This is a genomic window from Leptothoe sp. ISB3NOV94-8A (genome assembly GCF_043421595.1).
Lineage (GTDB): Bacteria > Cyanobacteriota > Cyanobacteriia > Phormidesmidales > Phormidesmidaceae > Leptothoe > Leptothoe turfae.
The window spans coordinates 3,266,194-3,289,023 of record NZ_JAXSQW010000001.1; the positions used below are offsets into that span (position 1 = coordinate 3,266,194).

At 48.7% G+C, this 22,830-nt stretch carries 20 protein-coding genes; 16 read left to right on the forward strand and 4 right to left on the reverse strand.

Annotated features, from left to right (window positions below; all coding sequences use genetic code 11):
- Positions 1–49 precede the first annotated feature (49 nt).
- On the reverse strand, positions 50–271 hold the full coding sequence (locus SPB21_RS13850) for a hypothetical protein (RefSeq protein WP_499866894.1): 222 nt from the start codon (positions 269–271) through the stop codon (positions 50–52).
- Here SPB21_RS13850 and SPB21_RS13855 point away from each other — a divergent pair.
- Together SPB21_RS13855 and SPB21_RS13860 are read left to right on the forward strand one after the other, a co-directional pair.
- A complete protein-coding gene (locus SPB21_RS13855) occupies positions 270–614 on the forward strand; it encodes a rhodanese-like domain-containing protein (protein WP_163659809.1) in 345 nt (114 codons plus the stop codon). The genes SPB21_RS13850 and SPB21_RS13855 overlap by 2 nt on opposite strands.
- 49 nt (positions 615–663) lie before the next feature.
- Positions 664–1,392 carry a TerC family protein gene (locus SPB21_RS13860; protein ID WP_163659811.1) on the forward strand — a complete coding sequence of 243 codons (729 nt, stop codon included), beginning with the start codon at positions 664–666 and terminating at the stop codon, positions 1,390–1,392.
- Between the two features lie 42 nt (positions 1,393–1,434).
- Here the strand turns inward: SPB21_RS13860 and SPB21_RS13865 are convergent, their stop codons facing one another.
- Positions 1,435–1,659: a hypothetical protein gene (locus SPB21_RS13865; protein WP_499866896.1), complete on the reverse strand. Its 225-nt coding sequence runs from the start codon at positions 1,657–1,659 to the stop codon at positions 1,435–1,437.
- A 492-nt stretch (positions 1,660–2,151) separates the two neighbouring features.
- Between SPB21_RS13865 and psbA the strand changes: the two genes are divergently transcribed.
- From psbA to SPB21_RS13935, 14 genes are all read left to right on the forward strand, one after another.
- Positions 2,152–3,234 (forward strand): photosystem II q(b) protein, encoded by a 1,083-nt coding sequence (psbA, locus tag SPB21_RS13870; RefSeq protein ID WP_163703258.1) that lies wholly within the window; start codon positions 2,152–2,154, stop codon positions 3,232–3,234.
- Positions 3,235–3,500: 266 nt separating this feature from the next.
- Positions 3,501–4,991, forward strand: coding sequence for an efflux RND transporter periplasmic adaptor subunit (locus SPB21_RS13875; protein ID WP_499866898.1), 1,491 nt, complete (start codon positions 3,501–3,503; stop codon positions 4,989–4,991).
- An 89-nt stretch (positions 4,992–5,080) separates the two neighbouring features.
- Positions 5,081–8,275, forward strand: coding sequence for an efflux RND transporter permease subunit (locus SPB21_RS13880; RefSeq protein WP_499868707.1), 3,195 nt, complete (start codon positions 5,081–5,083; stop codon positions 8,273–8,275).
- Between the two features lie 139 nt (positions 8,276–8,414).
- A complete protein-coding gene (locus SPB21_RS13885) occupies positions 8,415–9,812 on the forward strand; it encodes a cation:proton antiporter (protein ID WP_499866900.1) in 1,398 nt (465 codons plus the stop codon).
- Positions 9,813–9,836: 24 nt separating this feature from the next.
- Positions 9,837–11,567 carry an alpha/beta hydrolase gene (locus SPB21_RS13890; RefSeq protein ID WP_499866902.1) on the forward strand — a complete coding sequence of 577 codons (1,731 nt, stop codon included), beginning with the start codon at positions 9,837–9,839 and terminating at the stop codon, positions 11,565–11,567.
- A 140-nt stretch (positions 11,568–11,707) separates the two neighbouring features.
- Positions 11,708–12,361, forward strand: a complete 654-nt coding sequence (locus SPB21_RS13895) for a GNAT family N-acetyltransferase (RefSeq protein WP_499866904.1) — start codon at positions 11,708–11,710, stop codon at positions 12,359–12,361.
- Positions 12,362–12,480: 119 nt separating this feature from the next.
- Positions 12,481–12,906: a hypothetical protein gene (locus SPB21_RS13900; protein WP_163670136.1), complete on the forward strand. Its 426-nt coding sequence runs from the start codon at positions 12,481–12,483 to the stop codon at positions 12,904–12,906.
- Between the two features lie 811 nt (positions 12,907–13,717).
- Positions 13,718–15,067 (forward strand): V-type ATP synthase subunit B, encoded by a 1,350-nt coding sequence (locus tag SPB21_RS13905; protein ID WP_163670138.1) that lies wholly within the window; start codon positions 13,718–13,720, stop codon positions 15,065–15,067.
- Positions 15,068–15,079: 12 nt separating this feature from the next.
- The gene (locus tag SPB21_RS13910; protein WP_163670140.1) at positions 15,080–15,679 is read left to right on the forward strand and encodes a V-type ATP synthase subunit D; all 600 of its coding nucleotides are present in this window, start codon (positions 15,080–15,082) and stop codon (positions 15,677–15,679) included.
- A complete protein-coding gene (locus tag SPB21_RS13915; RefSeq protein WP_499062273.1) occupies positions 15,676–17,478 on the forward strand; it encodes a V-type ATP synthase subunit I in 1,803 nt (600 codons plus the stop codon). Before SPB21_RS13910 ends, SPB21_RS13915 begins: the two co-directional genes overlap by 4 nt.
- Positions 17,475–17,918 (forward strand): ATP synthase subunit C, encoded by a 444-nt coding sequence (locus SPB21_RS13920; RefSeq protein ID WP_163670144.1) that lies wholly within the window; start codon positions 17,475–17,477, stop codon positions 17,916–17,918. The genes SPB21_RS13915 and SPB21_RS13920 overlap by 4 nt, the downstream gene beginning before the upstream one ends.
- A 78-nt stretch (positions 17,919–17,996) precedes the next feature.
- Complete coding sequence (locus SPB21_RS13925; RefSeq protein ID WP_163670146.1) at positions 17,997–18,692, forward strand: hypothetical protein; 696 nt, start codon at positions 17,997–17,999, stop codon at positions 18,690–18,692.
- An 8-nt stretch (positions 18,693–18,700) separates the two neighbouring features.
- Positions 18,701–19,384 carry a DUF2764 family protein gene (locus tag SPB21_RS13930; protein WP_490795459.1) on the forward strand — a complete coding sequence of 228 codons (684 nt, stop codon included), beginning with the start codon at positions 18,701–18,703 and terminating at the stop codon, positions 19,382–19,384.
- A gap of 10 nt (positions 19,385–19,394) precedes the next feature.
- Positions 19,395–21,227, forward strand: coding sequence for a V-type ATP synthase subunit A (locus SPB21_RS13935; protein ID WP_163703253.1), 1,833 nt, complete (start codon positions 19,395–19,397; stop codon positions 21,225–21,227).
- A 153-nt stretch (positions 21,228–21,380) separates the two neighbouring features.
- On the opposite strand, the gene tehB is transcribed toward SPB21_RS13935, so the two are convergent.
- Both tehB and SPB21_RS13945 read right to left on the reverse strand, forming a co-directional pair.
- Positions 21,381–22,271, reverse strand: coding sequence for an SAM-dependent methyltransferase TehB (gene tehB / locus SPB21_RS13940; protein WP_499866906.1), 891 nt, complete (start codon positions 22,269–22,271; stop codon positions 21,381–21,383).
- A 170-nt stretch (positions 22,272–22,441) separates the two neighbouring features.
- Complete coding sequence (locus tag SPB21_RS13945; protein ID WP_163670154.1) at positions 22,442–22,612, reverse strand: hypothetical protein; 171 nt, start codon at positions 22,610–22,612, stop codon at positions 22,442–22,444.
- Positions 22,613–22,830 lie beyond the last annotated feature (218 nt).

A 22,830-nucleotide genomic window follows, 5' to 3' on the forward strand; every position in this document is an offset into this window, starting at 1 on the left:
AAGATATTTGAACGCCATCATGCCTCAGCACTCTTTTCTGGTCATGACCTCACCATACGATTTTCAGGTGCTTATTTCTGGTTGCGCTGTTGTTGAGCTGATTTTTCCGCCCTAGCGCAGCGTCAAACTTAAAAACAATAGCGTCTGAAACTTTGAAGTGTAAAGCTTCAAAAGCTCGTGCATGCCAATTTTTAGGCTTGACGAACCACTGTCTTATCTGTTTTTTGATTGCCGTATCTGTCATTAAGCGACCACAAGAGGAAAATTTCATGACTGCTCGATTTCGTAAAAAGAAACGAATTAAGCCTATTCTGCAGCTGGCACCCGGTGAAGCAAAGCGTGAGCTAGAAAAGCAGCTTGTCATTGATGTGCAAAACCCAAAATTCGCAACCCACATGATTCCAGATGCGAAAAGATTAAATTTAGATATCTCAATTAGAGACATTCCCAAAGACCAGCCGATTCTAATCACCTGCCTCAACGGCCAGCGAAGTAGTATGGCAGCCCGGCAGTTGATTAACCGTGGCTATCTCAACATTTGCGTTTTGAAAGGTGGACTTGCGGCATGGCAAAGTGCAGGCCATACCCTATGGCGAACTAAGGCCCCCATCTAATTTCTCCATCGTTTATTGCCTACGCTCTATCGCGAGATAACTCGAACTTATGCTCGACCAAGTTTTCAATTCTCCCTTTAACATCGGCATCGAAACGCTGCTTCAGTTAATTGTTCTAGTTGCCATGGAAGCGGTGCTCACTGCCGACAATGCGATCGCTCTAGCCGGACTGGCCCAAACACTCCAGCAACCAGAGCTTGAACGACGCGCCTTGAATATTGGATTGGGGCTGGCCTATGTCTTCCGAATGTTGTTGGTTGTGGGTACTGCCTGGGTGCTACAGTTCTGGCAATTTGAACTGGCCGGGGCCCTTTACCTGCTGTGGTTAGCTGGGCGCTATTTTACAACGAAACCACCAGACAGCAGTCAGTTGGTTCAAGCGAGCTCCCATTGGCAAATTATTCCACTGATGGTGTTAACCGATCTGGCCTTTTCCTTAGATAGTGTGACGACTGCGCTCGCCATCTCTCAAGAACTCTGGTTGATTATGCTAGGCGGCACGATTGGGGTTGTTTTGCTGCGTTTTCTCGCTGGGTTGTTCATTCAGTGGCTGCAGGAGTTTGTTTATCTGGAAGATGCAGGCTATTGGGCGGTTGCCTTAGTGGGAATGCGGTTGCTGCTGCGGGTGGTCAATCCTGAATGGGTGCCGCCTGAGTGGGCGATGATCAGTTTAATTGCGGTATTGTTTATCTGGGGATTCTCGCGACGTACCTCAGAGATTCCTGTGGAATCGCAATCATCGAGCGTGGATAAAATGAGCTATGAATTGGTTGAATAAACTGCCGTGCTGGAGATGGTTTGGGCCGTAGGCTTTTTGCAACTAGTCGTCGATGGTTAGCTGGCGCTGAGAGTATTCGATTTCTTTCATCCTCAGCTCATATTTTTTTGACGGCCATACTACTGTCGTTGGACAAACAACCGTAACACTGGGACTGGTCACCGCGATGACAACCGTGTTTTTGCCCATGAAAGTCTCATTGGGTTTGTTGCTTGATCTGGCAGTGGGCGTCATGACGCTGTTCTCTTTTAGTGAATTTGTAAGCATTGCAATTACCGAGGTGTTGGCAGTGCTGAAAAGTATTTGGCTGAGCGTACGAGTGCTTTGCTGGACTTATTGTTGAACAAATTTTAGCCAATGCGATCGCTCATTGGGGACATTTCTGGACTAAATCCATCCTGGATTTAGTCTCTTTGTTGTTTTGTTCTAAAATTTCAGGTGTTTTGGGTCGAATTCTGGCGTCACCTGTCGCTAGCTCTGTCACGAAGCTAGTGGTTTTGTCTTTTATGGTCGACAACTTGTGTTTATTGATTGTTGTAAGGGGGTGGGAGTGTTTGCGAACTTTCCTCTTTCGACAGAATTTATTCAAAAATACTTCGAAGAGGATTGTTGAATTCTGTTGCATAGGTTATAGTGATTATGTCAGTCGAAAAACAACAACTTCTTGCAAAGGAATGCAAAGCTTTCTTTTAGAAGTTTTTAGTTTCCTGGGATTTTGTTGTTTTGGCTGTCTTTTTACTTAATTACCCAAGATTAATAATGACTACTACTTTGCAAAAGCGCCAGAGTGTGTCGCTTTGGGAACGGTTTTGTCAGTGGGTTACTAGCACCGAAAATCGCCTCTACGTAGGTTGGTTCGGCGTGTTGATGATTCCGACGCTGCTCACTGCTACTGCTTGTTTCATCCTTGCCTTCATTGCGGCTCCCCCTGTAGATATGGACGGCATCCGCGAGCCGGTTGCTGGTTCATTGTTGTATGGCAACAACATGATCTCTGCGAGTGTTGTTCCGTCTTCCAACGCGATTGGCCTCCACTTTTACCCTATTTGGGAAGCTGCCTCTCTTGATGAATGGCTTTACAATGGCGGCCCTTACCAACTGATTATCTTCCACTTTCTTATCGGTGTATATTCTTACATGGGTCGCGAGTGGGAACTCTCCTACCGACTAGGGATGCGTCCTTGGATCTGTGTTGCCTACTCTGCGCCTGTCGCCGCCGCAACTGCAATCTTTTTAATCTATGCAATTGGCCAAGGTTCATTCTCTGACGCAATGCCTTTGGGTATCTCCGGTACGTTCAACTTCATGTTGGTGTTCCAGGCAGAGCACAACATCTTGATGCACCCCTTCCATATGTTGGGTGTGGCGGGTGTCTTCGGGGGGTCTTTGTTCTCCGCAATGCACGGTTCTCTGGTAACGTCCTCCTTGGTTCGTGAGACCACTGAGACTGAGTCCCAGAACTATGGATACAAGTTTGGTCAAGAGGAAGAGACTTACAATATCGTTGCCGCCCACGGTTACTTCGGTCGTTTGATCTTCCAGTATGCTTCTTTCAACAACAGTCGTTCCTTGCACTTCTTCTTGGGTGCATGGCCTGTGATCGGTATTTGGTTTACCGCTCTGGGTATCTCTACGATGGCGTTCAACCTCAACGGTTTCAACTTCAACCAGTCCATCCTTGACTCTCAGGGACACGTGATTAGTTCTTGGGCAGACGTCTTGACCCGCGCCAACTTGGGTATAGAAGTGATGCACGAGCGTAACGCTCACAACTTCCCGCTTGACTTGGCCTCTGGTGAAGAAGTTCCTATTGCACTTAGCGCACCTTTAATTGCTTCGTAATCGGCATTTGATAATGACATCGCCATGAGCTTTAGCTAGCTCGCAAAAGCCCCCCGTACGCCGTCTTTTGATGGCAGTGCGGGGGGCTTGCTTTATATGAAAGTCTAGACGCATATTATCTTATTCTGAAATGCCTGAATAACAAGGATTAGACGTTCTATAGACGGCCTGAGACGCTTTGGAGACGCCCATCTAACTATTGTGGAACTAGCCAAACAGATGACGCCCCATCATCTGTAGCTTATCGTTGACATCACACCAGTTCCATGAATGATGAAAACCCTAAGTCTCAATCTCCATCGTCTTCTCAGAGTCTGGAACGCGTTCAAGAAGTTCAGCCGCCTGACGTAGAACAGCTGCAGGATGAAAACGTTCCACCTGCTAAACCTTCTGCATGGACACTAAAAAAGCCCCTGTGGCCAGTGATTACTTTGGCCATGTTGGTGTTAGCTGGCTTTACAGGTTGGAAAGTGTATCAAGGGTGGCAACAACCATCGTCCATTGAAACGGTTGAAACCAGCCCAGCTCGGTTGCCGGTGCGAGTCACCCGTGCCCAACAAGGTCTTGCCCAAGCTTGGGTCTTTGATGAAGGTATTTCTCTGCCGGTTCAGCTCAGGGTCTTGAACTTCTATGCCAACGGCGACATTACCTATGTGGCAAAAAATAATGGCATTGCCCTTAAGGAAGGGGACTTTGTTTCCCGTGGTCAGCTGTTAGCCACGATAGATGACCGCCGACAGACGTCCAGTATGGTGACATCGGAGGCTGATATTCAGGTAGCCATTAACCAGCGCGATCAGTCACAAGCTTCGGTCTTGCAAGCTCAAGCCGAGCTGGCTAAGGCTGAATCTGACTTAGCGTTGGCCCAAACTGAATACCAGCGTTATCAATCGTTATTTGCACAAGGGGCAGTATCGGCCAGCTCACGGGATGTGTATCGAAATCGTGTGGATCAGGCCCAGGCTGCCTTCAAAATTGCTCAGCAAACGATTGCATCTGCTGAAGATAATGTGCGTGTGGCCGAGTCCTCTATTCAATCCGCCCAGGCTCGCCGTAATCAAACTGCAGTGGATCTCGAAGATACTCAGCTAGTTTCTCCCATTGATGGTGTGATTGCCTATATCAATATTCAAGAAGGAGAGTATTGGAACTCTCAATACCTCAATGTGAGTGGTGCTCAAGAGTTAATTGAAACGGCTCCCATTGTTGTTGTCGATCCATCTACTTACGAAGTGGAACTAGAACTTCAGGCTGATGATGCCAATGCTGTGCGCTCTGGTCAGCGAGCCTATGTAGTTTTAGAAGAAGATGTGAGTGCTGCCCAAGCCAGTGGAGTCAGTCAGCAAGACTTGTTGACAATTGCTAAACAACGGGGCAGTGAAGGGCGTGTCTTTGCCATTAGCCCATCCCAGACGCCAGGCAGTCGCGGTACTAAGATTGTTATTCGAGATTTCCAGCAGGTGCGTAATCTCAAAGTGGGTGCTCGGGCCTACGTTTGGATTGAAACAGAGGCCAATTCAGATGCAACCGTTCTGCCCTTAGGGTCTGTGCTTGCTCGGGGACAAGACTTTTTTGCATTTGTTGTTAGCGAGGACGGCACTGTGCAGAGACGACGGGTCACCGTAGGTGTGGAGGGCCTAGCTGGGACAGAAGTGTTGTCTGGTGTGGAGCCTGGCGAACTGGTGGTGACTGACGGCCAAAACCGTTTGGTGAATGGCACCCCGGTTGAAATTATTAATCAGGAGGACATACAGTGAATCCTCAAGAGTTGTCGAACATCCCATCAGATAGCGTGACCAGTGTTGCATCCGATCATAGAGGTGAGCAGCCATCAGTCCCTGCCTGGATGACGTTCTTTTTTACCCGCCAGATTTTTGCCATTCTGCTCTGCTTTATGTTGATGATGGGCGGTTTGATGGGGTATTTCTCCATGGTAAAGGAGGGAGACCCTGATATTAAGATTGCCCGTGCGCTGATCACCACAGTTTGGCCGGGTACCGATGCAGAAACTATCGAAAATCAGGTTACCGATAAAATTGAAGAAGAGATTAAAAGTCTCCAGGGGTTGGATGATTTCACCAGTGCCACCTTTAATTCCTTCTCGATTATTAATGTTGCCTTTAAGGCCGAATCCCCTGTGGCTGAGTCGATTCAGCAACTACGCGGTAAGCTGGATGATTCTGAGCCTGAACTGCCGTTAGAGGCTACTGGGCGAGAAAAGCCAGAATTTGAACAGCTTTCACAGCAAGATGCACCCGTTCTCTCTCTAGCCTTAACCGGAGAGAATCTGGATATTACCATTCTCAGCCAGGTTGCTGAAGACTTACAAGAACGGCTGGAGTCGGTTAAAAATGTGCGCGAGGTCGATCTGTCAGGGCGACGTGAAGATGTTATCCATGTGCAGATGCTACCCAGTCGTTTAACAACTTTAGGGATTTCTGCCACCCAGGTGGGCAGTGCCATTGAAGGGAGCAATATTGACACCTCCTGGGACTTAGTACGGGATGACAAAATTGGGGCTCAAGTCAGGCTATATGGTCGCTTTCGCACGTTGGAGGATTTGAGCAGTCTGCCGGTTGCTCGGCTGAATGATAATCGTGTGGTGCGCTTAGCTGAGGTGGCTGACGTTTATCAGGGTCTAGAGCGAGAGACCAATCGAGCCGATGTGAGCTGGCAAGGGGCTGAATTTTCACCCACTATCGTGCTGGATGTGGTAAAAGTGGCCGGTAGTGATACGACCCAAGTGGTTAATGGTGCCCTAGCGGCCATGGAATCTGCCCGTGAAGACCCTGAGCTATGGCCCCATGGCATGGACTATCGCGTTCTCAATAGCGATGCGGACAAAATTCAAACTGAACTTAACGACCTCGGTAGCAACGTTTTTCAGGCGTCACTCTGTGTCTTTGCCATTCTCTTTGTGGCCCTCACCTGGCGCGAGGCGCTGATTGCTGGATTAGCCATTCCCCTGACGTTTGCAGGGGCGATTTTCTTTCTGTGGATGATGGGGTATACCCTCAACACCATGGTGATGATTGGCATGATCCTGGCGTTGGGGCTGCTGGTGGATGTGTTTATCCTGATGCTGGAGGGCATGCACAATGGTCTATATATTGAGGGGCTAACCTTTTCCCAAGCGGCGATTAAAACCGTGAAGACCTATGCGGCTCCTGCGTTTTCAGGCCAGCTGACGACCATTTTAGCCATGGCTCCGTTGATGGCGATCGCAGGTACCATGGGTAAGTTTGTGCGCCTGATTCCCATTAGTGCCATTACCTGTTTGGTGCTGAGCTATGTAATTGCTTTACTAGTTGTTGTGCCCCTCTCTAAATTCTTGCTAGATAATGTGCAGGGTAAGGGCGATGCTAAAACCTTTGTGGACCGCCTGACTGAAGCAGTCTCTAAAAAGTTTACCCAATGGAGCTTAAAGGTCACGGTGCCCAATCGGCGGGTGGCCCGTCTATGGACAGCTAGCACAATTGCTTTGTTTGTGCTGGCTATGGTGTTGTTCACGGGGCTACCATCTGCCCTATTTCCAGATGCGGAGGCCCGTAAGCTCAGCATTAATGTGGAGTTACCCCCAGCTACCACGCTGGCCCGCTCCCAAGAGGTGGCTGATCGCATGGGTGAATTTGTTCGTAACTATAGTGACCCTAACGGAGAAAAAGTCTTTGAAAGTGTGGTGAAACTGGTGGGTCAGCGCAGTAATCTAGTTGCGTCTAGTGAAATCAAACCCACCAATGCCGACTACTTTGTTGGTTTATCGACAATGTTCGTCGAGCGGCCTCAGCGAGACCGTGACTCCTTTGAGTATGCTCGCGATCTCAGGCGAGAGATCAACAACACCATCCTACGAGATTATCCAGGAGCCATCTTAGCGGTGCAATATGAGCGCACTGGAGGCGGTGAAGACCCTATCCAAGTAGAACTCTATGGTAAAGATCTGCAAACCCTGCGGGAGATTTCTGGTCAGGTGCAGCAGGCATTGCGAGAGATTCCTGGCACGATGGATGTGCGGGATGACCTTGGTAACTTACGGGAAGATTACAAGTTTGTGCCTAAACGAGAGGCCTTAGATTTCTATGGCATTAGTCAAGAAGATTTGGGGATCCAGGGGCGCTATCTGATGATTGACAATGAGGTGGGTGATTTTTCTGTGGGCAGTGGCGAAGAAGATCTGGAAATTCGTTTGAGTACTCGATGGCCCTCTCAAAATGGCGAAGTGGGTGGACCGGCTCGGCTAGATGAATTTGCCACCATGCGGTTTATCACCCCTGAAGGTGAGGCGTTGCCCGCCAATGCTTTATTGGAACCGGTCCAGGGGGCTGTTCCCCTTTCCATCACCCATCGCGATACCCAGCGCAGCGTCACGGTGTTGGCTAAAGTGATTCCTGGCCAGGGCTACTATGACAGTCAGATCTTGGCTGAACTTGTACCCTATCTGGAGGCCATGCAGTACGATTCCACCGATCCCAAGAATCCTGACCGCTGGCCTCGGGGCTACACCTATAAGTTTGGTGGTGACGCCGATACCAGTAGTGAAACCTTTGGTTCGGCAGGGCAGATGTTAGTGGTGGCCATCTTTCTGGTGTTTGCGGTGCTGGTGCTCCAGTTTGGTTCCTACACCCAGCCAGTGATTATTATCCTTACCATTCCCTTTGCCTTGATTGGGACAATCTTTGGCTATGTTGTGCTGAATCTACCGTTTTCGTTCCCAACGGCCATTGGTATTATTTCTCTCACAGGCATTGTGGTAAATAATGCAATTGTCATGGTGGACACCATGAATGAGCGCCGCAGAGAAGGCTGGGATGTACGCCATGCGGCTGCTCTGGGGGCTAGCGATCGATTACGCCCCATTGTGACAACGTCGATCACAACTGTGATTGGTTTGATTCCGCTGGCGCTGAGTGATGCGAAATGGTTCCCGTTGTGTATGGCGATCATTTTTGGATTAATGTCGGCGACGTTGATTGCTCTGTTGGTTGTGCCGGGGCTTTACTTGCAGTTGACTCCCAGGACCCCGACAGAGTCTGGTGCGTAAGACATTCTATGGGTGACATTGTGCCTTAGAATTTCCTCTCCTTGAGAAGATCGTGCCGGTGAACTCAGTGTTTAGAAATATTGGTAATGATATGAATGTTGTCCAGGTTCTCAAATTCCCCAAGATTCTTTTTTGAACTATGATTCTTTCTTCATTTTCTGTTGTCACGAGTTCTGTGCTTACTCCGCTGCTGGCTTCAGCTGTCGGAGTTGAAAGCGAGTTCTATGCTAAAGCGTTAGCCGCAGCAGTTGCATTGGTGACCGTTGTCGTTTTTCTGTTTGCTCAGCTTTTTGGCGAACTTGCTATTCGCTTGAGTTTGCCTGCAGTTCTAGGTGAACTGATTGCTGGTTTTATTCTGGGTGTTTCAGGTATTCATTGTATTGTTTTGGGTAATGGGGGGGAAGTTGCTGATTGGACCGTGGCCGCTGTTCAGCTAATTTCTGGTAGTGACACGACGACAATTCAAGAAGTCTTTGCGGGTCCGATAAGGATTTTACTGAATCAATATGCCGAGCTTGGTGTGGGGGTTTTGCTCTTTAAGATTGGTCTGGAAGCTGATCTCGAAGAGTTAATCAAGGTGGGTCCCCAGGCGGCATCAGTCGCTGTGGCAGGGGTGATTCTCCCGTTTGTAGCCGGGTTTGTGGGTCTGACTTCGATCTTTCATCTATCTGCGATCGCATCAATTTTTGCGGCGGCAGCACTAACGGCTACCAGTATCGGCATTACCTCTCGAATCATGCAAGATATGGGAGTATTGAATACCAAGGAAGGGCAAATTATTCTCGGTGCTGCCGTTTTAGACGATATTCTTGGCATTGCTATTTTAGCCGTGGCCATCGGTATTGCCGAGCATGGAACAGTGGAGATTTCTAGCGTCATTGGCACCATTGTCAGCGCTACACTTTTTGTAATATCAGCCATTGTCTTGAATAAGGTTTTTGGTCCCCGCTACATCAACTTTCTGAGCAGATTCAGTAATCCGTATAGTGTGCTGATCGGTTCCATTATCTTTCTATCGTTGATGGGCACGATTGCGAATGTGATTGGCTTGGAAGAAATCCTTGGCTGTTTTGCAGCCGGTATAATTCTTGGCAATACAAAAGCAACGGCAGCTTTAGAGAAGGCCTGTGAGCCTTTAGTTGCTCTATTTGCAACGGTATTCTTTGTGTCCATTGGGGCCAAAACTGACTTGAGTGTCCTGAACTTGGCGAATCCTGAGAGTCGAACTGGTTTAGTGATAGCAGCATTCCTAATTGTGATTGCCATTTTGGGCAAACTAGCCGCTGGATATTTTGTCTTTTCTAAAGAGAATGTGAATCGGCTAGCCATTGGTACTGGCATGGTGCCACGGGGAGAAGTGGGTTTAGTATTTGCAGGTCTGGGGGCCACCACAGGGACATTAACCGGTTCCTTGAATGTTGCCATTGTGTTGATGGTGATTGCCACCACCTTTGTGGCTCCCCCCATGCTGCGATGGGTATTTGCTAGTAACCAGCCGTCTGCAGTTACGCAGAAAGAGCAGACCGTTTTGAAATAAATCGTATAAACTGAGACAACTATCATGCATTTTAGAACAGGTTATCCCAAGGTGATTCGCCGGTTAGTGCAAGCGATGGCTTTAGGTGTACTTTCTGGGATAATGAGCCCCTTACCCGTTCGCTCAGCGGATGAACTTTACTTTGACTACGGTGTTTTAGGGCGACAGATTTCGATCTCATCCCTAGAAGCATTTGCCACAGAAGGCACCATAGACGATGAACTAGCCCCTTATTTGGATAGGGTTTCACCGGAAAATCGTCAGGCGTTTCAGCGGACTTTGAGTACTCCCTTAGTGGCTTTAAATGACGGTATTCCTGAACAAATAGCCGATCCGTTTGTGCTGTCTCAGTGGCTGTATTCTCCCATCGGAGAACTTGTTTTAGCGAACGCTGGGCAGCTGATTAAAACTGAGGGACGTCACAATGGTCAGCGGGCGATTCGAGCGGCGATGGTGTTGGCGGCGGCTGATCCGGCGGGTCTATCGCTGATTAATATCCTCCGGTTCTACCCGACGAATGGTATCAGGCTGGATTTGCCACAAATTTTGGCGCTATCTGAGGCTATTGAGACCAATATTGAAACTACTGACAGCTTAGTGCAGGCGACCATTCAACAGTCTGTTGCTGTTGCTGCCACTGAGCCGATGTTGGACTATCAGGCGCTACCCATGCTGGCAGATGTGCCTCGGTTTGATGTGGTGAAACAATCGCTGATGTTGGAGGATCGCGATCGCAACCGCACTTACCCCACCGATCTCTATTTCCCCACTGACCTCATTGCCGTTCCCGGACCCATCCCAGTGATGGTGTTGTCCCATGGCTACGGAGAGACCCGCACCAATCCAGATGCGGTAGCCGCTGCTCGCAGCTTAGCCGCCAACGGATTTGTGGTCGCTGTGCCCGAGCACATTGGCAGTAACGCAGCCTATCAGGATGATTTGGCCCTGGGACTAAACCGTGAATCTTTTGATGTCATGGAGTTTATCAATCGCCCTTTGGATATTCGGTTTCTCCTTGACACTCTAGAAGAGAAAAACAAAACTGATTTTCAGGGACGGCTACAGCTTGAACGCGTAGGTCTGGTCGGGTATTCGTTTGGAGGGTACACCGTATTAGCAGCCGCTGGGGCAACCGTTGATGTGGACCTCCTGGAGCAACAGTGTGATCTAGACGCCGATTTTGTGCCTGACAATGTCAATATTGCCCTGCTAATTCAATGTCGATTGCTAGAGCTGCAATCTGCTCCCCAGGTGTTGCAACACCTGCTCGATGGTAGCCTGGCCGATGAGCGCATTGGCTCGGTGTTTGCCCTGTCTCCCTTAAGCAATCTGTTTGGAGACAAGGGCATGAGAAATATTCAGATTCCGGTAGTCATTGTGGGTGGAGCCTATGATATTGCCACTCCCATTGTGCAAGAGCAGCTAGCTGCTTTCCAGGGGCTTACCACCTCTGAAAAATATTTTTACCTGGCTGAAAATCTATCCCACACCTCTGCCCTGACGCGGGCGATCCTGGACCTGGCGTATCCCAGAAGTGGCATTGTAGAACGCTTTAACGCCAGTGAACAATGGCTGTTTAATCTGATGGTGACGCTGTTGATTGCCCATGGTCAGGTCTCTTTAATGGGGGATGAAACCTATAATCCCTACCTCACTGCCGCCTATGTGGAGACCGTGAGCGTAGACCCCACCAGGATGCATCTGCTCAGGTCGTTACCCCCCTGTTTGTCTGGGCGTCGGTGTGCTGAAAATTAACGTTAGCGCATTAAATCCATGACTGGCAGGGGTTCGACGCTTTAGGGACGCTTTAGGCACACTGGTTTGATTACAGTTAAACCAGTGAAAAACGACAAATTCTAACGTTCATTTCGAACCGTAACTAAGGAACCTGAATCATGAAAACGTCTGGTGTTGTACAACCGCAGCCATCATCTGATGTTATCCAACTACAGCAATCACAAGTTTTAGATGCTGGTATGGTGGCCGCTAAGGCATTTGCAGACGATCCAGTCTTTACGTATATAATCTCTGACGATCGAGAATTTCGGCTGCAGTCTTTGACGTGGTTGATGCGCAAACTGGTTGTGTATTCTACTCAGTACAATCATGTTTATACAACCCAGGATTTAGAAGGAATTGCCGCCGGGCTACCACCGGGAGAACTCTCTAGTAATCCGCTTGAGTTATTGAAAATGATCTGGGAGCTCCAGCTGTATGCCTTACCCACAAAATTTCGCTGGAATCGCTTGGGAAGATGTCTAACGTTGTTATCGGCTGTTGAGCAGGCCCATCAACAAGATATGGGCGATTGCCCCCATTGGTATTTGGGCTTGATGGTAGTGAATCCCACCTGTCAGGGACGAGGCGTGGGCCGTCGGTTACTACAGCCGATTTTGCAACAGGCAAGCCATGAAGGGGTAGCCTGCTATTTGGTGACGTTTACGGAACAAGCCGTACGCTTTTATCAGAAACATGGATTTGAAATTGTACAGATCCAGAAAACAGCCCCCGATGCGCCACCCTTCTGGACACTCAAGCGCAACCCATAGCGTACAAAAGTTAAGACGATACTAGAAGTGGGCGGAGCCTCATTTCTAACTGTGTATAGTTGGCAATGGGTCCGCCTTGGCAGCATCTACAACTCAATCCTTTAATTGTCTGCTGTGCCATGTCTTTTGCCAAGCTACTACGAACTATCATTCTTGGGCTAATTAGTTTGTTGGGGTTGCTGATCGTGATCGGTGTGGCAGCCTGGTGGCAGGATTGGTGGTACGGAACACTCAATCCAGATCAGGTAAGGCCAATTGAGAACTGGGTATTGGGATTAGTCATGGGCATGGTTTATATCCAGATAGCTCTAGCGGTAGAAACCTTGCTCATCAGTCTTGTAACCCGGTTTCGATGGATGAAATTTCAGCGAGGCAGACTCTTAGTCGGACTATTTAGCCTGATTATGCTGTCATTCGCGTTACCCCTATTGAAAGAAATCACTTTAGTTAGACCTGGTGATAGTGTGTCATTTTTACAGTATTTGTTATACCTGATGCTGCCTGTGATACCTGCTTGGTGTTTATTGTGGTTTCGACGTGCCTAGGGATTGGTTGTTGCGACCTTAAAAGAGCCTATCCTACCTCTAGTCCCAAATGTGTTAGAAGACCTGGGATTGGTGACTGATTAAGGCTGTATAGCTGTATAACAGCACCTGATTATCTTGATTTTTCTGACACCGCTGATATCTATAAATACGGCATAGAGAAGTTAAGATACCCTGATATTTAAAAGATGCATCTTTATTCCTGAAATCTCTGAAATCACCTCCGTTATTGATGATTGTGACGCCAGCCACAGACATACAGCCTTGTTATTGTATATCTCTTCTTTCGAAAGGTGAGGGTAATGAAAGAAAATATTCTGCTTTGATGAGAAAGATGAGAGAAAAGTGATTGAATCTATTTAGAAAACCTTAAATTCTGTTGGAGATAAGGCAATGTTATTGCATGGGTTCATTGAGATTAGTTTATTTGCTTGATTGAGTGCAGTCGTTTTGCTGATCCGTGTTTACACTTGGTGTGTTGCTATGGTTCAGAGTGAGTAAAATGATATCTTGTTGGTCGTTGTTCATTAATCTCAGACAAGTTTGAATCTTTGCTAACGATTTGTTTTGTTTTCAGTAAGTAGACCAGAGCTGATGTACTTACTTGTTATTTGGCTGGTGTATGGCTTAATGAACTGAAATTATGGTTTCAAGATCTCCTTAGATGCTCTGTTCAAGATTTTGCTCCAGCTAGACTTGAATATTACTAAGTTTTTTAAGTTTTCTGTTTCGCTTCAAGTAATAAAAAATACCATTTTTGTTAAGATATTTAGTCCTTAGGGTGTCCATCTTTTAGCCCAGAGTGTTTCTTATGCCACAAACTCTCGTTCGTTATTCTAAAGTAGTTGAGATCGTTGGCGACATCATGCGGGTGCAAGTGCCTGAGAGTGCTTACCTGAAAGATACTGGGCCGCGCTATGGCGACTTAGCTGTGGTGGAAGGCGATGATGAGGATAGCCTATCTCTGGCTCAGGTTATTAACATTAAGCATGATACGGTTGCTCTTCAAGTGTTTGGTGGCACGAAAGGTGTGGCGACAAATTCGTCTGTTCGCTTTTTAGGGCATCCCATGGAGGTTACCTATTCTGACAACATTCTAGGGCGGGTATTTCGCGGTACCGGGGAGTCCATTGATGGCAGACCCGATCTATCACAGGATTCTAAAGTCCCCATTGGTGGACCGTCCGTTAATCCCATGCGGCGGGTGTTGGCATCTAAGATGATCCGCACCGATGTGCCGATGATTGATGTGTTTAATTGCCTGGTCGAGAGTCAGAAGATACCCATTTTCTCTGTCGCTGGCGAGCCGTTTAACCCTTTCCTAGCTCGCATTGGCATTCAGGCTGATGCAGACATTGTGGTCTTTGGCGGACTCGGTCTCATTTTTGATGATTACCACTTTTTTCGCACCACCTTTGAAGATGCCGGTGTTTTCTCTCGCACTGTGATGTTTGTTAACCTGGCATCTGATCCCATTGTGGAACGTACCCTGATTCCCGACATGGCCCTGGCGGTAGCGGAACGTTTTGCTGTGGAACAAGGGAAGCGGGTGTTGGTATTGCTGACAGACATGACCGCCTATGCCGATGCCCTTAAAGAGATCGGTATTGCCATGGATCAGGTACCGTCAAATCGGGGCTATATGGGTGATCTATACTCCCAGCTGGCTCGTCGCTATGAGAAAGCCTGTGATTATGCCCAGGGGGGATCAGTGACTATTCTTAGCGTGACCACAATGCCTGGGGATGATGTCACCCATCCAGTGCCAGACAATACGGGGTACATCACCGAGGGGCAATTCTATCTCCATGATGGGGTGATTGATCCTTTTGGTTCGTTGTCACGACTTAAGCAGCATGTTATTGGTAAGGCGACTCGCGAAGACCATAGTCAGATTATGAATACGATGGTTCGCTTTTACTCCAATGCCAAAGATGCTGAACAGAAGCAGGCGATGGCATTTGAACTGTCTGATTTTGATCATAAGCTCTTGAAATTTGGTGAGCTATTCAAACAGCGCTTCATGGACATTAATGTCTCTATTTCCCTTGAGCAGGCGCTTGACCTGGGGTGGAAAACGTTAGCCGAGTGCTTTGAACCTCAAGAATTGTTGATGAAACAGGCGCTGATTGACAAGTACTTTCCAAAAGAGATGCAGTAATAGGAGGCGACCATGGCAAGGTTGGCATTAAATAAGGCGTCTCTTACCAAACTTCAACGACAACTCAAAACCTATAAAGACGTCTTGCCATCTCTCGACCTGAAACGCCGTCAGTTACTGGCTGAGCAGGCCAGAGCTAGACGCAGGCTCATGGATGTTCGCCAGCAGCTGGGAGAGTTAGATCCTCTGATTGCCAGCGAGCTGTTGATGCTATCAACTCAGGAGGTAGATCTGACCGATATTGTTAAGGTCGTTGGGGTGCAGATAGTGGAAGAAAATGTTGTGGGAACCCGTCTGCCTAAGTTGGAGAAGGTTGATATAGAAGTGCGCCAGTATGCTTTCTTGGGCAGACCTCACTGGGTCGAGCGTGTGGTGGACGCCCTCACAACAGCGGTGGAATTACGCCTGCAATTACAGGTGGCTGAGCAACGGCAAGTGTTGCTAAATCAGGCTGCTCGCAAGATTACCCAGCGAGTCAACCTGTTTGATAAGGTGCTGATCCCAAGAGCCCAGGCAAATATTAAAAAAATCCAGATTTATTTGTCGGATGCCGCACGGGCCGCTGTGGTGAACTCAAAGATTGCCAAGCGGAAGAAGGGAGTGGCTGCATGAGTATTGTTCCCTTAAACAAAGTCACCCTTTGCGGGGTAAGTTACGATCAAGAGAAGGTACTTGAGGGCCTACAGCGTTTGGGATGCCTCCACTTGATCCCACTCCAGCCCCCTGCTCAAGAATCAGAGGCAGAGCTATTTGTGCGGGATGAAGATGCCCATGAAGCGCTGCTATATCTGATGGATGTACGGCGTAGGCGACATCAGGTGTTGAAGCATGTGGATTTTGACTTTGATCACGTGTTAGCAGCGGCTTTGGCCAATAAACAAAACCGTCGGGAGGCCGAGGACAGGCGATATTTTTTAGTGAATCGCATCCGAGATTTAGAGCCCTGGGGTGATTTTACCTTACCCGATCTCGGCCAGCTGGGTGGTTACCGACTCTGGTTTTATCGGGTGCCCTACGCGAAGATGAAATCTCTCCAGGATTTGGAGTGGCCCTGGCAACAGGTCTCTGCGGATCATCGATTTACCTATGTTGTAGTCATTTCTAAACAGGAGCCTCCCGCTAACGCCCTGCCCGTTGCTCGCACGTACACCGGGGCAGTGCCGCTAACGGATTTAAAGCATGAGTTACAACGGGTTGAGATCCAGTTAGAAGACTTGGATGCTGAACATGAGGCCCTAAGTCGCTGGATACATTTATTCTCTAAGAATCTGGCGCGGGCTGACGATCGGGCAGCGATTCAGTATGCGAGTACCCAAACCCGTAAGGAAGTTGGCATCTTTATGGTCCAGGGTTGGATGCCTGCCCGAGAGTTAGAGCAATTGGAAGCGTTTGCTGAACAACAGGAACTGGCACTCCTGGTTGAACCGGCCCGTCCTGACGATGCCCCACCCACCCTGATGGATAATCCGCCGGAGCTGAGTAGTGGGCAAGATTTGGTCAGCTTTTACCAAACCCCCGGCTATCGTACCTGGGACCCGTCGATTGCGGTTTTCTTCTCGTTTGCCGTCTTTTTTGCGATGATTCTCTCGGATGCTGGCTATGCCCTGGTGCTGGCAGTCATTGTGGCTTGTTACTGGCCGTCCATGGGGAGCAGTGCAGGCGGTCGACATTTCCGGATCCTATCGGTAATGGGATTGATAGCGGCCATCATCTATGGTGTTTTGGTCGGTAGCTACTTCGGTGCCGGACCTGAACAGATCCCGCGCATTGGATCATGGCTCACCCGTTTTCAGGTGCTAAATATCAACAATTACGATGCCATGATGCAGCTTGCGATCGCAATTGGCTGTTTGCATATTACGTTCGCGAACATCATCGCCGCCCTTGGTGCCGGTGGATTTGCCGGAAAGGCGAAACCCCTGGGTTGGATTGTTGTTATTGCTGGCGGATTAACCTTGTCACTGGGGTTGGGGGAAGCCGTCGGGCACCATCTAGGCATTGGCTTACTAGTGGGCGGTTTCTTAGTGATTTTCTTAGGCGGATTTCTCGGCAGTCGCCAAAAAAATCTGCCCTTACGGTTGGTGGCTGGCCTGGGTTCGTTATCCCAGATCTCCAAACTGTTTGGGGATATTATGAGCTATCTACGATTATTCGCGCTAGGATTGGCCAGTGCCTCATTGGCCTTAACCTTCAACCAGCTAGCCCACCAGGTGTATCAGTCAGTGCCAGGATTAGGGTTGTTGCTCAGCATTTTGATTCTGTTACTGGGCCATGGCATTAATTTAGCCTTGGGGATCATTAGCGGGTTTGTCCATGGTTTGCGGTTGAATTTTATTGAGTTTTTTAATTGGGGTATCACTGATGAAGGATATCCCTTTCAGGCATTTGCAAAAAAGGAGAGTAATCCGTGAATGAATTTATCATTCTCCTGGGGTGGATAGGCATATACGCTCCTGTGTCATTGGGGGCAATTGGCAGCGCCCTTGGCTGTAAGATCGCTGGACAAGCGGCCATTGGGGCAATGCTTGAGGTTAAAGGTGGATATGGTCGCTTTGTTGGTTTATCAGCTTTGCCCTCTTCCATGTCGATTTATGGCATTGTGGTTCTGTTTTCCCTAAACCGTCTTGTGACCGTGGATAATGCTGCCGGGTTATTTAGTATTGGTGTGGGATCCGGGCTGGCGTTTCTGCTATCGGCGATCTATCAAGGTCAAGCCTGTGCCTCTGCGATCGCAGGAGCAAAAGCCAAACCTGAAATCTTTGGGCTTTCCCTGGCACCTGCCGCCATTATTGAAGGTTTCGCCGTGTTTGCCTTTGTCTTCGCTCTGGTAGCGGCAGGTGGTCTGCCATAGGCAGATGGTCTGCCATGGGCAGGTAGTCTGCCATAGGCAGGTAGCCTGCCATAGGTAAAAAAGGGGGAAAATATAACCGTGCGAAACAATAAATCTCACCGATCAGATATACCCGCCGCCCATGGGGTTGATGCCCTAGTTGCACGACTGCGAGATGAAGGCGTCGCCAGTGGTCGGGCTCAAGGGGAACAGATTGTAAAAGATGCCCAATTACGAGCCGAGTTAATTATTGAGCAAGCCCATGAAAAAGCGAGTGAGGTTCTGACTAAGGCCAGACAAGAGGCAGACAGTTTGGAAAAAGCGGGTCATCAAGCGCTAGAAGTTGCCGCCCGTGATGCCATGCTCTCTCTCAAAATGGAGTTGAGCCAGCGATTTGCCGGGGAGGTGCGTCGCTTAGTCGGTGTCGAAGCTCAGAAACCAGAACTCTTACAGCGACTTATTCTAGAAATAGCAGGCCGAGCTCAAGACGAGATTGACGATGCGCAATCAGTGGAGATCTTGTTGCCTCGTAATGTGGCAGGGTTTGAGGAACTCAGTCGTAACCCTGAGGAATTGGAACAGGGGATATTAACCCATTTTATCCGTCTGATTAGTCAAGAAGCACTGCAAGAAGGCATCACCTTTGGTGTGGCTAACGATAATCACGGGGGCCTGAGGATCCGACTGGTGGATCAGGAAGTTGTGCTAGATGTTAGCGATCGCGCCATTGCCGATGTACTTCTTCAGTATCTCCAACCCCGTTTCCGCGCACTTCTAGAAGGCATTGTCAAATAGGTATAACAATGTTTAAGGCCAACCAGTACGTCACCCTGATGGCAAGCCTGCCCTATCTTGGCGAGCTTTTTGAAGCTCAGCAGACGCCGTTGTCGCGATTTAAACTGGAAGCTCGTCTGAAGATGCTGAGTGAGGAAGATGCTGTACGCCTGCAGCAAATACAGTCCTTAATTCGTTGGCACCATGTGCCCATATCGCGAACAGATGCGGAAATTGTCGCAGCAGCAGAGCAATTCTTTCAGCAGGTCAAAAATCCGCTCCTGCGAGAAGTCGTCGCGTTTCGCTTAGAGCTACACACGATTGTCGCCGCCCTACGCCGTCGTCAGCGAGGCGAGAAAACCGCACCGGTGGGAGAACCCTGGGGGTATGGGCGCTGGGTTAAACACATTGAACGTCATTGGACAGAACCCGCCTTTCGACTACAGGGGAATTTTCCCTGGCTGTTAGAAGCCCAACAGTTGTTGCATGCCGATGAATCAGTGGCGTTAGAACGTGTGTTATTTAGCTACGTTTGGAAGCGATTAGGTCAGTTAGGAGCAGAGCACTACTTTGATTTTGAAGCAGTGGTAATTTATGTAATGCGTTGGGACTTGATTGATCGATGGGTTCGATACGATGGCCCGTTGGCCGTAGAGCGGTTCAAGAACCTGGTGGACGCTGGGGTGGGCGAATTTGATCAGCTGTTTGTATGAGGAGAGTCCGATGTCTGAAATGTACAAGCCAGCTAGGGTTGTTGCTGTTCAAGAAGATATTGTCACCATTAAAATGGCCCCGACGGACGGGCGTCCCTTGACCAAGAATGAAGTGGTCTACATTTCTCCCCAGCGGCAGAATGACGGTCGGACTGAGAGACTCAAGGCTGAAGTGCTGCGGGTACGGGGATATGAAGCCGATGCCCAGGTCTTTGAAAGTACGCGGGGGGTGGGAATTGGCGATCCTGTGGAGCAAACGGGCCAGTTACTCTCTGTCAGCTTGGGGCCGGGGTTACTCGGTCAAGTGTATGACGGTCTACAAAATCCGCTAGATCTGTTGGCAGTATCCTACGGTACGTTTCTACCTCGGGGTGTCGATGTCAAGGCCCTGGATGAACGGAAAAAATGGTCATTTGTGCCGACAGTACATTTGGGTGCTCAACTCAAGGCTGGAGATACTCTCGGTACGGTTCAGGAAGGTCGATTTCGCCATAAAATTATGGTCCCTTTCGATCAACCGGGTGAGGTGGAGCTGATCTGGATCCAACAGGGGAGTTTCACCGTGAACACGCCGATTGCGCGCATCCGGGAGGCCAGTGGTCGAGAGCATACCCTGGATATGACTCAACAATGGCCTGTACGGCGATCGGTGCCACAACGGCTGCTGACACAGCGATTCTCAGAACGGCTTTACCCTGATGAGCCGCTGATGACAACCCAGCGGATTATTGATACCTTTTTCCCGATTGCCCGTGGGGGCACTGCCTGTATCCCAGGGCCTTTTGGGGCTGGCAAAACCGTATTGCAGCACACCCTGTCTCGATATGCCGCCGTTGATATTGTTCTGGTTGTTGCTTGTGGTGAGCGAGCGGGTGAAGTGGTAGAAACCATTACTGAATTTCCGGAACTGAAAGATCCAAAGACAGGGGCCTCACTGATGGAGCGTACCATCATTATTTGCAATACGTCTTCCATGCCAGTGGCCTCCCGCGAGGCGTCCATCTATACCGGTATCACCTTAGGTGAGTACTATCGTCAAATGGGCTATGACGTTCTCCTCCTGGCGGATTCTACCTCTCGCTGGGCTCAGGCCATGCGAGAAACCTCAGGGCGGATGGAGGAAATTCCTGGGGAGGAAGCGTTTCCAGCTTATTTAGACTCTTCAATTAAAGGAGTATACGAGCGCTCTGGAGTGATTCGCACCAATGATGGCAGTGTGGGCAGTCTCACCATGGTAGGCACTGTTTCTCCGGCCGGAGGAAACTTTGAAGAACCGGTCACCCAATCCACCATGAGCACCGTTAAAACCTTCTTAGGTCTGAGCTATGATCGGGCATACAAGCGTTTTTATCCAGCTATCGATCCGTTAATTTCGTGGTCGCGCTACCTGACCCAACTCACACCATGGTTAAAAAAGGAGATTGCCTCTGACTGGGTTGACCAGGTCCAGGCCATGAACAGTCTCTTGAAACAAGGGGATAGTATTTATCAGATGATGCAAGTCACGGGTGAGGATGGGGTGACCCTGGATGACTATGTGACGTATCAAAAATCCCTATTTGTGGACATGGTCTATCTACAACAGGATGCCTTTGATGCCGTTGATTCCAGCACACCCCTAGCCCGTCAGAAAGAGAGCTTTAACCTGGTCAATGACCTGGTGACTAGATGTTATAAGTTTGACAATAAATCGTCAGCCCGAGATTATTTTACTCACCTGATCGGTCTGTATAAGAACCTCAACTATTCTCGAAAAAAATCTTCTGAGTATACGGACTACTTGAAGCAAATTTATGGTCTAGCGGATGCCGTTACCCTCAGTGAGCTATCACAATTAGAGTGATCTACTAGAGTGATCTACTGAGGTAGTCTGGCCCCGTATTGCAGGCTACCCTGACCATCCAGTTCAACTGGGTTAGCCTGTCCTCGAATGAGGACAGGCTAAGGACGCCTTCTTTCTCACTAACCCGGCGAGACGACGACATCCTTTAGGGGGCTAAGTACGTTTCTGAGCCAGCAGAGTAGCAAAGATAGATTCAATAGGGTTGCCGTTGCTATCTTTGCGATGAAATTTGCCCACTTGTTCTTGATACTCACAAATATGCCAGTGCTTGTAATAGTCACGCAGTTCCTGGGGCACCAAGGTAGTCGGAAATTTGAGAGGACAGGGAAACTCCGACGATGAAACTGGGGCAATAATAAAGTTATAGCCCTGGGGCTTCGTTTGAGCCTGCATGTTCTCAATCACATGGGATAGAGTTTTATACCTCAAAAACTGAAAAACAACCGTGGAAATAATCAAATCGTAGTAGTCATCAAGCGCCGCTGATTCAATGTTGTGCACCCGGGCTTGAAATCTATCCCCAACCTTTTCCGTTTGAATAATCTCCCGAAGATGCTGAATAGCACTGGTATTTTTATCCAATGCTGTCACCTGATGCCCCTTAGCGTATAAATAGGTAGAATTGCGACCTTTCCCGCAACCTAAATCTAAGACGTTCATCGCCTGACAGTCTGCCAAAGGTCCTTGAATGAGCGCCTGGATATCTCGGTGAGGCGCTGCAAAATGATATTTCTTTTGAAAGTAGTCTTCGGAGCGACAGTAAAACTCAACAAAACACTGTAGGGGGCCTAGAGGCTTGACCCGATGCCAGGCTCCTGGTGATACAAAGAAGTCTGTGTGCTGTGTGGTGATGATGTCGGTAGACAGGATCTCTCCAGCCTCATTTAGGGCCTCATACTGCAATTGGCCTGCTAATACTGTGATTTTTCCCCAGGTGCCTGGCTTTGTATTGTGCTGAGTTTGAAACGATTCTGGTAACGTTGTTTCTGCCCAGATAGGTAGGGTTTTGTATTTAACCAGTGGGTCTATAGTTGCTGTTGTCATAGGTTATGTCTGCGGTTATATCTGCAGTCCTTCACTGCTCTCTATACTCACCATTTAACTAAGGCTTCGACGGTGATGTTTCAAACCCAGCTTCAGCCGAACCATTTACGTCAAAACCTACTTATTTTCATAGTGTTAATTCGGTGGAAATTTCCCAAGGGGGCAACACCCTAGCCTTTTTTCATATTCTCCGGAGTCCCTGCTTGCACCATCTTCATCTGCTCTCCACAACAGATTTCTGAGTGGGGCATACTGTCCGAAGGACAGGGGCATGGCTTTTCATAAACCAACTGGGCTCCACACTTATCACAGGCATAACGATCACCGACTTGGCGTGACATATTCTAGTCTCCTTAGATACACGTATTTAGCCTGACTAAGAACAACATTAAAAGAAAAATCTTTTTGTGCCTTTAGACAGTTGCCTCTGTACCTGATATAGCTTATGTTCCGATGATAGGTCGATAGACCTAGATATGCAAGTCGTTCTGCGGCTGATTGGGGCCTATAAATTAGGGGTATGAACTGGGGGGATCATCGGTAGATAGAGGCACAGGCG